Source organism: Rhizobium sp. 10N414, assembly GCF_056394785.1.
In genome coordinates this window covers 58,490-72,193 of sequence record NZ_JBFTIN010000006.1, presented here as the reverse complement: position 1 = coordinate 72,193, position 13,704 = coordinate 58,490, and the positions used below count along the sequence as shown (strand labels likewise).

At 57.8% G+C, this 13,704-nt stretch carries 11 protein-coding genes; 3 read left to right on the top strand and 8 right to left on the bottom strand.

The features are described 5' to 3' along the window. Positions 1-10: 10 nt before the first annotated feature. The 5 genes from AC1DE4_RS08500 to AC1DE4_RS08480 all read right to left on the bottom strand — a co-directional run bounded on the left by AC1DE4_RS08500 (position 11) and on the right by AC1DE4_RS08480 (position 6,510). Entirely contained in the window at positions 11-973 is a 963-nt protein-coding gene (locus AC1DE4_RS08500) for an ABC transporter permease (protein WP_025659163.1), read from the bottom strand. Continuing rightward, on the bottom strand, positions 970-2,487 hold the full coding sequence (locus AC1DE4_RS08495; protein ID WP_477881085.1) for a sugar ABC transporter ATP-binding protein: 1,518 nt from the start codon (positions 2,485-2,487) through the stop codon (positions 970-972). Before AC1DE4_RS08495 ends, AC1DE4_RS08500 begins: the two co-directional genes overlap by 4 nt. 105 nt (positions 2,488-2,592) lie before the next feature. After that, on the bottom strand, positions 2,593-3,483 hold the full coding sequence (locus AC1DE4_RS08490) for a substrate-binding domain-containing protein (RefSeq protein ID WP_169680818.1): 891 nt from the start codon (positions 3,481-3,483) through the stop codon (positions 2,593-2,595). A gap of 598 nt (positions 3,484-4,081) precedes the next feature. Further along, positions 4,082-5,374, bottom strand: coding sequence for a peptidoglycan L,D-endopeptidase MepK (locus AC1DE4_RS08485; RefSeq protein WP_169680820.1), 1,293 nt, complete (start codon positions 5,372-5,374; stop codon positions 4,082-4,084). 167 nt (positions 5,375-5,541) lie between these two features. After that, entirely contained in the window at positions 5,542-6,510 is a 969-nt protein-coding gene (locus tag AC1DE4_RS08480; protein ID WP_477880964.1) for a 3'-5' exonuclease, read from the bottom strand. A gap of 618 nt (positions 6,511-7,128) precedes the next feature. Here AC1DE4_RS08480 and traI point away from each other — a divergent pair. Next, a complete protein-coding gene (gene traI, locus AC1DE4_RS08475) occupies positions 7,129-7,752 on the top strand; it encodes an acyl-homoserine-lactone synthase (RefSeq protein ID WP_026371687.1) in 624 nt (207 codons plus the stop codon). Positions 7,753-7,872: 120 nt separating this feature from the next. On the opposite strand, the gene AC1DE4_RS08470 is transcribed toward traI, so the two are convergent. Both AC1DE4_RS08470 and AC1DE4_RS08465 read right to left on the bottom strand, forming a co-directional pair. Beyond that, positions 7,873-8,649: an autoinducer binding domain-containing protein gene (locus AC1DE4_RS08470; RefSeq protein ID WP_477880960.1), complete on the bottom strand. Its 777-nt coding sequence runs from the start codon at positions 8,647-8,649 to the stop codon at positions 7,873-7,875. Positions 8,650-8,808: 159 nt separating this feature from the next. Next, complete coding sequence (locus AC1DE4_RS08465; protein ID WP_477880958.1) at positions 8,809-9,441, bottom strand: winged helix-turn-helix domain-containing protein; 633 nt, start codon at positions 9,439-9,441, stop codon at positions 8,809-8,811. Between the two features lie 789 nt (positions 9,442-10,230). On the opposite strand from AC1DE4_RS08465, the gene AC1DE4_RS08460 reads away from it, so the two are divergent. Together AC1DE4_RS08460 and AC1DE4_RS08455 are read left to right on the top strand one after the other, a co-directional pair. Beyond that, positions 10,231-10,929, top strand: a complete 699-nt coding sequence (locus tag AC1DE4_RS08460; RefSeq protein ID WP_192240434.1) for a winged helix-turn-helix transcriptional regulator — start codon at positions 10,231-10,233, stop codon at positions 10,927-10,929. After that, on the top strand, positions 10,911-12,281 hold the full coding sequence (locus AC1DE4_RS08455) for an amidohydrolase family protein (protein WP_477880955.1): 1,371 nt from the start codon (positions 10,911-10,913) through the stop codon (positions 12,279-12,281). The genes AC1DE4_RS08460 and AC1DE4_RS08455 overlap by 19 nt, the downstream gene beginning before the upstream one ends. A 66-nt stretch (positions 12,282-12,347) precedes the next feature. On the opposite strand, the gene AC1DE4_RS08450 is transcribed toward AC1DE4_RS08455, so the two are convergent. Next, positions 12,348-13,703, bottom strand: coding sequence for an MmgE/PrpD family protein (locus AC1DE4_RS08450; RefSeq protein WP_169680830.1), 1,356 nt, complete (start codon positions 13,701-13,703; stop codon positions 12,348-12,350). Position 13,704: the final 1 nt, after the last annotated feature.

Below are 13,704 nucleotides of genomic sequence, written 5' to 3'. Positions count from 1 at the left end.
TTCCCTTTTCTTATTGCTTCGCCCGCTTCGCGCGCACGTCGAGATAGACGGCCACGAGAATGACCAGGCCCTTGACGATGAGCTGGTAGAAGTAGGGAACCGATAGCATGTTCATGCCGTTGTTGAGCACTCCGATGATGAGCGCGCCAATCAGCGTGCCGATCATGGTGCCGACCCCACCCGACAGGCTTGTGCCGCCAAGAACAGCCGCTGCGATTGCATCAAGCTCGTAGCTCATGCCTGCATTCGTCTGGGCAGAGAACAGGCGGGAGGAAAGCAGGATGCCACTGATCGCCGCCATGATCCCCGAGATCATGAAGATGACAATCTTCAGCCGGTCCACCTTGATGCCGGAATAAAGGGCCGCTTCGCGGTTACCGCCGGTCAAATAGGCACGGCGCCCGAAGGTCGTCTTCGACAAAAGGATGTGGTTGAAGACGAAAAGCACGGCAACGAACCAGATGACAAGGGGAATGCCGAGAAGGCTCTGGGTGCCAATCGCAGTCCAGCTCGGATCCATGATCATGGCTGGCGCGCCATTAGTCGGCAGGCTGACGAGGCCGCGATAGATGCCCATGGTCGCGACGGTCACGATGAAGGACGGCAAAAGGAATTTCGCCGTCAGCACGCCGTTCACGAAACCGAGAAACGCGCCGGCGAACAGCGTTAGCAAGACCGCTGGCACGAAGCCGAGGCCGAATAGAAAACATTGCGCGCCGACCATCCCGGCAACCGCGATGATGGAACCGATCGAAAGATCGATCTCGCCGAGAAGGATAACCCAGGTCATGCCGAAGGCCGCAATGGCGATCACAGCGACCTGCTGCAGCACATTCAGGAAGTTCGCCAGCGACATGAAGCGCTGGTTTGTGATCGAGAAGATCACGCAGAGAACGATCAGCGACAGGAAGATGCCGCCATATTGTTTCATTACGCGCATGAAGGCGGCGTTTGCCGCGAGCTTGTCATTCATGATAGGAATCCCGTCGCAAAGCTCATGATCTGTTCCGGCGTCATCTGGCTTTTGTCTGCGATCGCCGTCATGCGGCCTTCACTCATGACCACGGTTCGGTCGCTCATGCCGATGACTTCGGAAAGTTCGGAGGAGACAAGCAAGATTGCCGTACCCTCCGCCGCCAGCTGGCGGATGATCTTGTAGATTTCAAATTTGGCACCGACGTCGACGCCGCGTGTTGGTTCATCAAGGATGAGAATTCTCGGCTTGGTCAAAAGCCACTTGGCGAGCACAATCTTTTGCTGGTTGCCGCCCGAAAGTGAGCCAGTTGTCGTCTCAAGCGAGGTGGTCTTGATCGCGAGCCTGCCGATTTCGCTGGCAGCGGCAAGCCGCTCACGCCGACGCGCTAGGAAGCCGAGCCGACCAGCAAACTCATCGAGCGCCGCCATCGATATGTTGCTTTCAACGCTGTGGCTGAGAACCAGGCCTTCCTCCTTGCGGTTCTCGGTGACGAAGCCGATGTGCCTGTTGATCGCGTCGACAGGCGAGGCAATTTTCACCTCCGCACCGTCAATGGCGATTGAGCCTGCCGATGAATGGTGCACGCCAAACAGCGTGTTCATCACCTCGGATCGTCCGGAGCCGATCAGGCCGAAGAAACCAAGAATCTCGCCGGGTCTGACATCGAAGGAAATGTCCTGAAACTCACCCTCGCGCGACAGACCCTTGACCGCAAGCACCGGCTCCACGTCGATCGCGGGCGCTGGCACGGCGCGGGGCGGATAGATCTCGTTCATGTCGCGACCGACCATCAGCGCGATCAGCTCGTCGATCGTCGTCTCGGTCTTGTCGCGGGTGGTGATATAGCTGCCGTCGCGAACCACCGTTATGTCGTCGCTCAACCGCATGATTTCCTCCATGCGGTGGGAGATGTAGATGATGGCGACGCCCTGCGCCTTCAGGCGCGCGATGATCTCAAACAGGATCTCCGCCTCGCTGTCGCTGAGTGATGAGGTCGGTTCATCGAGAATGACGACCTTGGCGTTGATGCTGAGGCCCTTGGCGATCTCGACCAGCTGGCGCTGGGCGATCGACAGGTCCCCGACCTTATCGGTAACGGAGACCGGCAAGCCAAGTTCATTTACGAGCTCGGCGGCTTTGCGCACGAGCGCCTTGTCGTTGATGAAGCCGGCGCGTGTGGGCTCGCGCGTGGCGAGGATGTTTTCCGCGACAGTCAGGTTGTTGCAAAGGCTAAGTTCCTGAAAGACGATGGTTAGGCCGGCATGGGCCGCATCCTGGGGATTGGCGGGATGATAGGGCGCACCGTCGAGGACAATCGTACCCGACGTCGGCTGGTAAACCCCGGCAAGGATCTTCATCAACGTCGATTTGCCGGCTCCATTCTCGCCGAGGATGGTGTGTACGCGGCCGCGTCGCACGCTGAGCTGCATGTCCTTCAACGCCAAGACGGCGCCGAACACCTTGGTCACACCCTTGATTTCGAGGATTGTACTACCGCATGCGGCGTCCATGACGTCATCCTTCAGGTCGAGCGTTACGATGGCCCACGGCAAGGCGTGGGCCATCGGAAGTGAGCGGTCCTTTTCTCTGGAAAAGCCGTCTCGGGAGGAGGAGTGTTACTTCTTGACGTAGACGCCCGGGACGATCGGTTGGCTTTCCGGAACGGTTTCGCCGGCCTTCAATTTTACCGCGGTATCGACCGCGAGCTTGCCCATCTGGTCCGGGAACTGCTGGATCACGCCGACCATATCGGGATCGCTGTCGACCGCCTTGATTGCCTCAGGCATGCCATCAAAGCCGATCACCTTCACCTTGCCGGTCAGGCCTGCCGACTTGACAGCAACAGAAGCGGCAAGTGCCGCATCGTCGCCAAAGCCGAAAATGCCGTTGATGTCGGGATTGGCCTGAAGCATGTTCTGTGCGACGGCCAGCGCTTCTGCGCGGGTAATGCCGGTCTGAATTGAAACGATCTTGATGTCGGGATGCTTGGCAATGGCGTCCTTGAAACCGTTAACGCGATTCACGACAGACTGCACGAGCGGGTAGTCAATGATCGCGACATTGCCCTTGCCGCCCAGCTGCTCGGCCATGAGTTCGCCGGCCTTGACGCCGCCAGCATAGTTATCGGTGCCAATGTAGGAGGCGACCGTGGCGCCTTCGACGGGAACGTCGACAGTGACAACCTTGATGCCCGAGGTCTGCGCACGCATGACAGCGGCCAAAGCGCCCTTGCTGTCGACCGGCGACATGATGATTGTGTCGACACCCTTGACTATAAAGTCTTCGATGTCCGCCAGCTGTTTGTTGAGATCCTGGTTGGCGATGGCGATTTCGGCGTTGACGTTTTTTTCCTTGGCTTCGGCGGTAATCGCCTTTGCCAGCTCGTTGTAAAACGGATGCTGCTGCGTCAGCAGTGACACACCAATTCCGTCAGCATGCGCAGATGCGGCCGCAAGGGCAAAGGTTGCGCCGGCAAGCAGGGATTTTGCGAAAGAAGAAAGAGACATGATCCTCCCCAGTGTAACGAAGGCCGTTGAGCCACATCCGCGAGACGGGCCTCCTGTCGTCGGCGGATGGCGGGAGAGATACTTTCAAAATTAACGCGCGTCAACTTTAAAAGATACGCGCGATAAAATATGTACAAAGCTGCTCTCCTTGACAGCTTTCCGCGACATCACCTTGGCAACCACCTCGCGCCAATACATGGGATATCCATGAGTTGCAGCGGCACCGTCGCGTCACCACGGCAGTCGGGAGTTCGACATGCAGATATTGACGGCTTGTCATGCATGGAATGCTGACGATCCCGGCCTTATTGTTGTCGCAGGAGCAACACATGACGCTTGCCTGGCCCTCGAAATAGAGGCTGGTCAATACGCCTGGCGAAGTCGCCGAGGCCTTGCCGGCCGCCTGGCCAATCGACGATGGTGAAGACTACATCGTCGTCGTCAGGGGATGTCTGACATCAACGGAAATTCGTCCGCCAGCGATGCGCGCTCAGTCCTCATCCAGACGGCGACGGAATAGGGGATCTATGATGACCGTCGTTCGCTAAAGCTGCCGAAAATGCTTGGCAGCCCGACGTTTGGGACCATCACTTTCAAACTAAGGTGAGGTCGCAAGAGAGGCGTTGTATGGACCTCGATCCGAGTCGAGAATGATCAGGCGTCGATGACCATACGGTGCAGAAAGGCCCGGCGCCCTGTCCGGCAAATGCAGAGCCCAACTTAAAAGCCGCCTTGCCGAAACGCTCCCGATACCAGCTTGAAGTTCCGACGATCCGGACATTGGCAACGAGGCAGCGGACCGTGCGGACAGCGTGAAGCCAGACGTCGGACCTTCCCTGAGCAAAGGGAGGAACTTTCGTGTATTTTGCTCCGGTTCCGCGGCACCGATAGATGCCGTCTGAATTTGATCAATCGCTGCACCCACCGCCTCTTCCGGAGGCCGGAGATTCGGGATCGGAACGGCATACAAGGAAAGATCCGCGATTGGCGCCTGGCCGTTCGCCCGGGCAGTGACCGAATTTGGGCCTGCCTGGTGGGAAAGGGCCCTCTCGGCGCGGCTGGATGGGACTGGCACGAGTGCGACCTCAATGGGGCCGGCCGAAGGGCTCGCCTGGCCGGGTTCGACAGCATCTTCCTCGTCGGCTGTTGCAGCGTTCTCGATCGAGCCAGATTGAATGCGCTTGTTGTGGTTGGCGACAGCCTGGGCGTAGCCCGGAAGGGGTCTGCCGTCAGCCGGGACATGCATGGTGCGCCCATTCGGGAATATGCTTGCGAGTTCCTGCCGCGACATCCGCGGCCACGCCCTTACTCGACCGACGTCAAGGTGCACGAAGGGGGACCCGGAACGGGGATAGTATCCAACACCGCCGATCTGCAACTGCATGGCAAGCGCCCGCAATGTCTGCAGTTTCACACCAGGGATGTAGAAGTCCATCGCTTTGCCAAGCATATGCTGGCTTGTCTTTGCAACGCCGGAGCTTCGAGAACGCGAGCGCAGCATCTTGTTCGTCGTCGGAGATCTGTAAGCTGATACAACGTGGATATAGTCACGCGCACCGCTGCGATGATAAACCTCCCAGACGAGATCTAGCAGACGCGGATCCATCCGCGTGGGTTCGTTTTTCCGCCAGTCACGCAAAAAGCGATTGATCTGCGCGAGCCCTCTCGGATCAAATCTTCCGTCGCGTTTGAACGTGATCGTGGTTCGCTCTCCGGTGTGCGTAAAAAAGAGCTTCAAGGCACGATCCTCTGCCTCGGCGGTCATTCCTGATAGGAGAACGGCGAGTGTTGCGATCGCCGCTTGCCGAGCGCGTCTGGCGATTGACCATAGCGCTCTGCCGACAGCACCGAAGATGCACGGCGTCAACCGCCTTTCCGGATCATCAGACATGGCCAACCTCAACCCTTTGGCCTGGCAGGCGTGCAGACGGTTTGCAAAGCCAGGCATGCGAGAGGCAATTATGGTCAACAAAGTCCTAACAACCTGTTGACGCATCCAAGGGGATGCGCATTTTGCTGCATGCTTGGCGGGTAGAGGAAGTGACCAGGCGTAGAAGCTTACGCCTTATACCTTTCCAGCGCAGTCAGGTGCTGGACCGGCGGGTCGGCATCGTCCCAACGGTATATTTCAGTTCGCAGGAAGTGAAGTTCGTCTGCCAGAAGATCCTCGTCGACTTCGATCCACCAGGACTTCGGACGACCGTCGCTCCCGTCAGACCAACGATATCCCCGTGCTTTGAGGTGATCCTTCATGTCGAAAGGACTGTGTTCGGCAAACAGACGAGCGCGCGATCGCTCGGAGGACCTGAGGAGTTCGGCGAAAGGCTTCTCAGCTTCCGCTTTCTGATGGTCGAGGACTTCCAGCAGCGCGAAACAATCGTCAACGGCGCGATGGCCAACGTGGAAATAGCCTGCCTGACCGACAAGGTAGCCGAGCTTTGTGCCCTCGAAACCGCGCGCGCTCCAGTCGATCTCAGAGACCGAACACGCCCAGGCCTTGTCCTTGAAGTCCGGAGAAAACCTCTCACAGAAAGGGCGGTCAAAGCCGGCATTATGGGCAATGATGAGATCTGCCGGTTCGATAATCCGCCGCAACGACGCCATATCAATCTGTTGCCCCGCCACCATCTCGTCGGTGATCCCCGTCAGTTGGGTAATCCCCGAGGGAATAGCGGTTTGTGGCTGCTGCAGTCCAGAATAGACATCAACGATGTCCCCGATTTGGCCTTCGTCATCGAACGTGAAGCTTACCGCACCTATCTCGATGATCTCGTTCTTGCGGTGATCAAGGCCGGTCGTCTCGGTGTCGATGAGAACGCCCAGGCGTCCAAATTCCGGTCGGCGACGTGTGGGAGCGGAACGGGGAGCAAGCCTGCGTAACACGCGGTAGTCCCCGGTTGCCTCCAGGCATTCAACCATTTCCTCTGCACTCCAACCGATCGACTTCCGATCGGTTCGGCGAATACGCTCGATTTGCAGTTCGCTGGCCGCCAGCGTCGAAGCAAACATATCGAGTTGTTTTGTCATTCAGTCCTTCGTTCAGCTCAGCCGCATTTTAGAACGTGGCGCCGTCCCACATTACATCAATGCAAAGCCAGGTGTTTCTCGATGACGGACAGTATCCCCACCTTTTCTGCATGGAACGGGGTCACCTCCAGGGGGCACCGGGGCCCGTCCAATGGGATCGCGCCTGCGAATTCCCGTGCTCATCGTATGCAACCAGCTTCGGTCCGTCCTTGAGCGAAATTCGGTGAACTCCGGCATTCATCACATTCGCGCCCGGCCAGATCCAGTTACTCTTGACCTTTTCCGGGCGATCAGCCGGAGCGACCAGAATGTTGACGGTCCGACAGATCGTCAACAGGTTACGCGCTTTGCAATCGGCGTGATTACGTCGTCCAGCAACAGAATGAACGGCCATTTCGATCACAGCATTTAAATCTCAGCGTCTGTGCCAACGCAGTTCATCGCTCCTACTCCGGCGCCATATGTCGGGACCGTGCAGTACTGTTTTCTCGATAGATAGCTCGTGTTGGTTCCCGTCTCGGCGCAGCCGTTTGTCTCGACCCGCAAATCTGCGAGTTCAAATCTCTGTCACCTCCGTTCACGCTGATTGCGTAACCCAAATTGCGGAGGATTTTGATCATGCAGGCAGTCGCACTCAGTCAACCCCGAACATCCCGTGACCTAGATCTCCTTGAACAAATGTATCGGCTGCGCGCCCGTGTCTTTGCGCAGCGCTTAGGCTGGGTCGCGTGTAAGGGCGAGCGCGAGTGCGACGAATTCGACGCTCTTGAGCCGACCTACATTCTGGCAATCGATGAGCAAAGCAATGTCGTTGGCTGCGCGCGCCTTCTCCCTGCCTGTGGCCCAACGATGCTGCAAACTCTATTTTCATGCTTGCTTGGGGGTGGTGACACGTTCCGCCCTCATGCGTCCATGATCGAAAGCTCGCGCTTCTGTGTCGACATCGACCATTGTCACGGAATGGAGGGGCGTCCGCTGCATCTGGCGACCCGGACCATGTTTGCCGCAATTGCGGAATGGTCCTTTCTCAACGGCTACAACGAGATCGTCACAGTAACCGATGTCCGGCTCGAGCGACTTCTCAATCGCTCCGGTTGGCCGATGAGACGTCTGGGAGAACTTCGCCTCATCAACGAAACGCCAAGTGTTGCGGGTGTTCTCGCCGCCGACCAGGCAACCTTCGAGCGGATCTGTCCCGCCGACTACCATTCTGAATTCGTCGAAAGGGTGAAGGTGGCGTAAGGCAGACATTGGATCGGCGTCCGGCGCATCCGCACTTGAGGGATGTGTTCATCTCGCCATCAAGAGACGCCAAAGGACTGTTCGGCCGCGGTGGCCGAACAGGTTCTTCGATAGGAACTGTCAGATCAAACCCAGTTGCAGCGCCAGGGAAAGTGCCTGTTTCAGGTTCTTTACGTTGAGTTTCGCGCGGATGTTGTCGAGATCCCAGCGAACGGTGTGGTAGTTTAAGCCAAGGATCTCGGCGATGTCCTGCATCGACTTCCCCGCGGCTATCCATCCCAAGCACAGCGCCTCGCGGTCGGACAATCCTGGCTGACGCTGGGTTGTCGGACAATTCGTCGAGACGAGACGCGAATGCAGAAACGTCGCCGAGGTTGCGGCGACGGCGCATTCGGTTTCGCAGAATTCTCTTGGACGCAAATTTTGAGAGGAAGCCAGGGTCAGCATTGCAACCTGCCCGTAGCACACGCGTATCGGCACAGTCACCCCTGCGCGAATGCCGAACTGCGACGCCGCGTCCCAGAAACCGCGCTCGTCTTTCGTCGCCCGTCGTCGTTGCTCATCGACGCACCACTGAAACGCCCGCATCATCCGTTTGCCCATAGTGACGACGGGATCCAGCGCCATGTATGAGCGGCCGAAATACATCGCCTGCCAGTCCTGCGGATAGTTCGATACGGCAAAGCTCCTGGCGCTTACGGCGTCGAGATTGAGATATGCGAAGCGCTCGAAACCATGCTTGGTGGTGATCCTCGCAACGGCGGCGCGAAGCGAATCCTCGGTGGACGTTGTCGCGGTCGAATCGATCATTTCGTGAAAAAGAGTACGCATATTCATAGCCGATAAGCTCCCCCAGGATGCGCAAAGCTCCATGTGGACGCTGATGTCGACGACCACCCTTGCGCAATTCAATGAACCCCGTCGTCGCCTGCGCGACGCCAACCCAGCTTTCAGCCCGTCCATGACGATCAGGCGTGCATACGATTAGTTGCATGGTTCTCGCGCATCAATTGGAACGGTGTCCGGAAACAAAACTTAATAGTTCGCGGACATGGCCTAGCCCGCCATCACGTCGGCCGTGAAAACATATCCTCCAAGTCTCACTGTCTTGAGCAGGCGAGGGTTCGGCGGATCGTGTTCTATCTTTTGACGCAGACGGCTGATGTGGACGTCGATGCTGCGCGTCACGGGTCCTGCAACACCGGCATGCGTTGATGTCAGCAACTCTTCGCGTCGCATCAGCCTTCCCGGGTTCCGGCACAGTGCCAGCAGCAGATCGAATTCTGCAGAGGTGAGATCAACGATCTGGCAGTCCGGACCCCAAAGCTGGCGTTCAAGAACGCTGAGACGAAAGCCGGCGAAGGTGAATGCTAGCGGTTGTCGATGTGTGGGAATGCGGGCGTATGAGGCACGTCTCAGAAGGTTGTTGATCCTGGCGACAAATTCAGGGATCGAGACGGGCAGCGACATGCAATCATCGGCCCCGGCTTCTAGCGCCAACACGATCAGATCCGCTTTGAAGGGCTCCACAATAAGGAAGATCGGGATGGCGCTGCTGGTCCTGATTTGCCGACAGAAGTCGATTGCTTCGTTTGGCGATGAAACGGCATCGACGATCACCGCGTCATATTGCGATCGATAGAGATGCCTTCGCAGTTGAAGGATGGAGTGTACCACCGACACAGCCATCGCCTCCCTTTCGATTGCAGCAAAGATTGGATGAGCATCCGTGCCGCCGTTATCCGCAAAGATGATCTTCGCTTGAATGAGTTCTCTCCGCCTGCCCTTATGGATTGAATGCCATGTCGGAAGCGTATGACAGGTCCGACGATAATCCCTCTAAGGTTGCGGCCAATATTTACTCTTGCCAACTCGCATAATTGCTAATCCTGCCTTCTCAGGCTTTTCGATTAATCTTTAAAGGCGATTGGCAACCTTTGCGTGTTACTTATGTCGAGAAGACTAAACTCAAGATGATCGCACTATCACTCGATGGGCTCATTCGTTGGGGCCGTGCCTTTGGCGGTGCCGTCCAGCTGCGGCTGAGCCTTGCGTCCTTTACAGGAGAGGTTGCGACAGGTCACGCAGGGTAGGGGTTTTGCTGCCACATGGGGATCATTGCAGTGCTCCTCATCCTCCAGTCTGCTTTCTTCCGACGACAAGTTCGACATTTCCAAAGGGGTACACATCTGGTTCTCCGGAGGGACGAGGTGAGAACAAAATTATGCAGCCGTTCCTTTGCAGCCTCCAATTTCACGACAAATCAATTCATTGGCCATTCATATCAATGGAAAACCAGCACTTGGGGATACCAAGGCGTAATGTACGACAGGTGCCGTCTGCTTCGTCCCGTTCTTAGATGTCGTGTGAACATCGAAGAAATATTTCTTAATCGAGCGTTGGATATCAATGTTTGAAGCGCACCCTCTCTCGTGAGATTGTACGGGTGCCAAAACACAACAACAGCGACAGTATGCCATGAGACCGACGATTGTTATCGGCTCAGGGGACGGCGATCTGTGCTTCATTGCCCGCCACCTTCTAGAGCATTCCGGCTTTGCGACGAGCCTGCAGTCAGAAGCCAATGACATCGTTATCGCCGCGCGCCAAGACAGCGTCTGTGCGCTTCTGATTGACGGCCGGGTCAGGGACGCAGTTTCGGCCTGTGCGCAGATTTGCGATCTTCGAGCAGGCAGCGCGATCATCATTGTCGCCCTGGTTGACCCGGGGGCGCATGGCCAGGGTCTCGCCTTCCTCAACGCGGGCGCCGATGAAGTCTTTACCCGACCGGTTCCGCCCAGTCATCTGCTTCGGGCATTGATGATGCAAGGCACGACACAGCGCCTGAGATATGGCGACATCGAGATGGACGTGGCGGCGCGGCGCGTGTGGCGTGCCGATTGCCCCGTCTACCTTCCACGGATCGAGTTTGCCATCCTGCGCTACTTCCTTCTTCAGCCCGACAGGATTTCCGACCGCAGGGAGATCATCAGGCAGTGCTGGCCAAGTGGAATATACGTCGATTGCAAGACGGTGAACGTCCACATCGGGCGACTGCGCAGGTGTCTGAGGATTGAGGGAGCCCCTGACCCCATTCGTACGGTGCGCGGCATCGGCTATGGCATCGGCTCCGTCTCCCTGCCCGAAAGGAGAGCGCGATGGCGTACGAAACCTTGATCCTCAATGGCCGCGTTGTCACGGGAGATGGATCAACAGTTCACACCCGCGGTTCCGTCCGTGTTCGCGGCAGAACGATTGTCCAGGTCGCGGAGGGTCAGCTTGCGGCCGCCGCGGGATCGCTTGTCATCGACGCCGACGGCTACACGATCATTCCCGGCATTATCAACGCGCATGCGCATGGGTGTGTGCACGGCCCCTCGATGCCGAGCGGGTCCAAGCCCTTTCGGTCGAGCGACGTCGATTACTTTCGCAACCGACACCTGCTTTCCGGCACCTCTACTCTCCTGAATGTCTGCGGCCTCGCACTGGCCGATGAAATCGACGATGGGCGAAACAACCATCCTCTCGACATACATATCACGAGCGCGCATACGCCGAGCAACCTTCGCGCCGCACTTGCAATTGACGGCGCCGGTCTCAGCGACCGTCATCATGCAGCGACCATCGAGACGATGATTGGTGCTGGGGTGCGAGCGCTTGGCGAAGCCGGCGGTGGTCAAACGCTTGGGGGAGGGGCCCAGGACTATCGCTTCATACCGGACGCGATATTTGCATTGTCGGGCATCAGGCTCTCCCCGAAATGGGCGCGAAGTCTCAAAGAAGCCGTCCTTGGACGCACCCTCGACGGTAAGGACGCAGCTCCAATTGAACTGATCGAAGCACTTCTCGCCGAATGCGGTCTGTTATCGATCATGTCCGCCCAGAAACTTGTGGAGCTGATAACGAAAACCGTCATGCCCCCTGTCGCGCTCTCCTTGAGAGGACTGGAGGAGATTGCCGCAGCCAGTGCGCACTATGGCCTGCCAGGCATATTCCACCACGCGCTCCCAACAGCACGAACATTACTGAACCTGGCAGTGCGATATCCATCAGCCCGCGTTGTGGCGGCTCACGCCAACCATCCCTCGTTTCGTCCGGATGAATGTGTTGCCTCCGCACGCGAACTCAAGAAGCGTGGCGTCGTCATCGACGTTTCAACACTCGACTGCATTACAACCCGCTGGCGCAACGAGGCGACCAACATCGACCTCCTGGTCCGTGAGGGGCTTGTCGATACCTTGTCTACCGATTTTGCCGGCGGCGATTGGGACAGCATCCTTGCAGCGATCAACCGCATGGTACAACGAGAGCAGACGACGTTGCCTGGCGCGATAGCGCTTGCAACCGGCAACGTTGCTCGGATTTTCCCCGAGTTTGCGGGAGACAGGGGCATTCTCGCTCCTGGAAAGCGTGCCGATGTTGCGATTGTCGAAAGCCACAACCTTGCTCGCGTGCGGCACCTGATGATCAATGGCCGCTTTGCCGTTTGGAACGGTGCGAGAAGCGACAAAATCCCCAAGCACCCATGAAGCGTCCGGTTCCAGCATCAGGACGTAGTGTGCCCACATGAGGCGCTCACATTGCGATGAACCCTGTCAATCCTCGTGCATGTCCAAATACTGTGGCATTTCCGCAAATAGCGGTCCTGCCTCGCCCTGCGCCAGTGCCAGCACGCCGTCGACAATGGCTTGTCGCTTCCCCGGCGTAAGCCTGGCGGCTGTCAATCGACAGAACTTCTCCTCTATACCGTGCCACAGCAGCGGCAAGCCGGGATCTCCGAGTGGGCCACCCAAGTCGGAAACAAACTTGCCATTTTTTGTTTGAACAGTGACGCGTGCCAGGGTTTCGGCAGGAAAGAGGCGGTCGCTCTGATGATGAACCACGAGCTGAACCTTCTTTGCAGCAGCAACGAGATCCGGGCGTGCAAGGCACTCGGTTGTTATCGGCAACAATCCGGAGGAGCCGTCAACAAGGGCAATCGCGAGACAGTAGGGAAGACTATACTGGACATCGACGAGGTTCTCCGGCGAGGTGCGATTTGCAAGCCGGAGCGCCCAGCCGAACGTCTCGACATCGATCGAGATGAGGGTCTCTGACGTCAGACCATAGCGTTCAACAAGCTCAAGAAGCCGATCGAGAGCCGGATGTATGTAGCGGCAGCACGCATAGGGTTTGAAGTAAGTGCCGAGGATCTCCCAACGGTGACCGAGTTCTCCGAGTAGCAGCCTTGGGTCGTAGTAGTCAGGGTGATCAAACAGATCAGAAGGACCCGTAAAACCGCGACGCGCAAGCTCGAGAGCCATAAGCCCCGTGGCACTACTCCACGGGATGCCTTCCTTGACGTCGTTGCCGGTCATCTTCGAGTAACCCGAGCTACCATTTGCCTGCTGGTTCGGGGCAAGCACGCCGGCAATGGCAAGCGCCTGAGCAGTCACCCCTGGTGAAGCCTTGAGCAAGACCGCCGCGGTTGCGGCGGATGCGATGGCAGCCCAGCGTCCCGACTGCCGCGTGGAAATAGTTTGCGGGTTCTGTGCCGCTGCCGTCCTCACTCCAATGTCGTAGCCTGCGACAATTGCAGCGATGATGTCGTCGCCGCCAAGCTGTTGCATCGAGCCGATGGTAAGGGCAGTCGTTACCACTGAGGCTCCGGGATGGCCTCGTGCTGCCCGGTGACCGTCATCGATATCAAGGGCGCAGGCCGCTGCTGCGTTACAGAAAAGGGCGCCGACAGCGGCCAATTCCTGTCCCGAAAACCATATCGGCGTCTCGCCTTTGCCAAAGAGGGTAGCTGCGGATCGACGCGCTGCCGTTGCACTGTCGGAGGAATGACCGACGATGGCAGCACCGATAAGATCAAGAACACACCGGATTGCCATGTTGCGCGTCTCGGCAAGGGGAGGTCGAGCGGCGACAGCCGAGATATGTTCGGCGAGTATTTCGGAAAGGTACAAT

What these genes read in the sequence shown, in the direction of transcription:
- AC1DE4_RS08500 (WP_025659163.1), bottom strand. Translation starts at nt 973, where the DNA reads ATGAATGACAAGCTCGCGGCAAACGCCGCCTTCATGCGCGTAATGAAA.
- AC1DE4_RS08480 (WP_477880964.1), bottom strand. Translation starts at nt 6,510, where the DNA reads ATGACAAAACAACTCGATATGTTTGCTTCGACGCTGGCGGCCAGCGAA.
- AC1DE4_RS08495 (WP_477881085.1), bottom strand. Translation starts at nt 2,487, where the DNA reads ATGGACGCCGCATGCGGTAGTACAATCCTCGAAATCAAGGGTGTGACC.
- AC1DE4_RS08465 (WP_477880958.1), bottom strand. Translation starts at nt 9,441, where the DNA reads ATGGCTGTGTCGGTGGTACACTCCATCCTTCAACTGCGAAGGCATCTC.
- AC1DE4_RS08485 (WP_169680820.1), bottom strand. Translation starts at nt 5,374, where the DNA reads ATGTCTGATGATCCGGAAAGGCGGTTGACGCCGTGCATCTTCGGTGCT.
- AC1DE4_RS08490 (WP_169680818.1), bottom strand. Translation starts at nt 3,483, where the DNA reads ATGTCTCTTTCTTCTTTCGCAAAATCCCTGCTTGCCGGCGCAACCTTT.
- AC1DE4_RS08460 (WP_192240434.1), top strand. Translation starts at nt 10,231, where the DNA reads ATGAGACCGACGATTGTTATCGGCTCAGGGGACGGCGATCTGTGCTTC.
- AC1DE4_RS08455 (WP_477880955.1), top strand. Translation starts at nt 10,911, where the DNA reads ATGGCGTACGAAACCTTGATCCTCAATGGCCGCGTTGTCACGGGAGAT.
- traI (WP_026371687.1), top strand. Translation starts at nt 7,129, where the DNA reads ATGCAGGCAGTCGCACTCAGTCAACCCCGAACATCCCGTGACCTAGAT.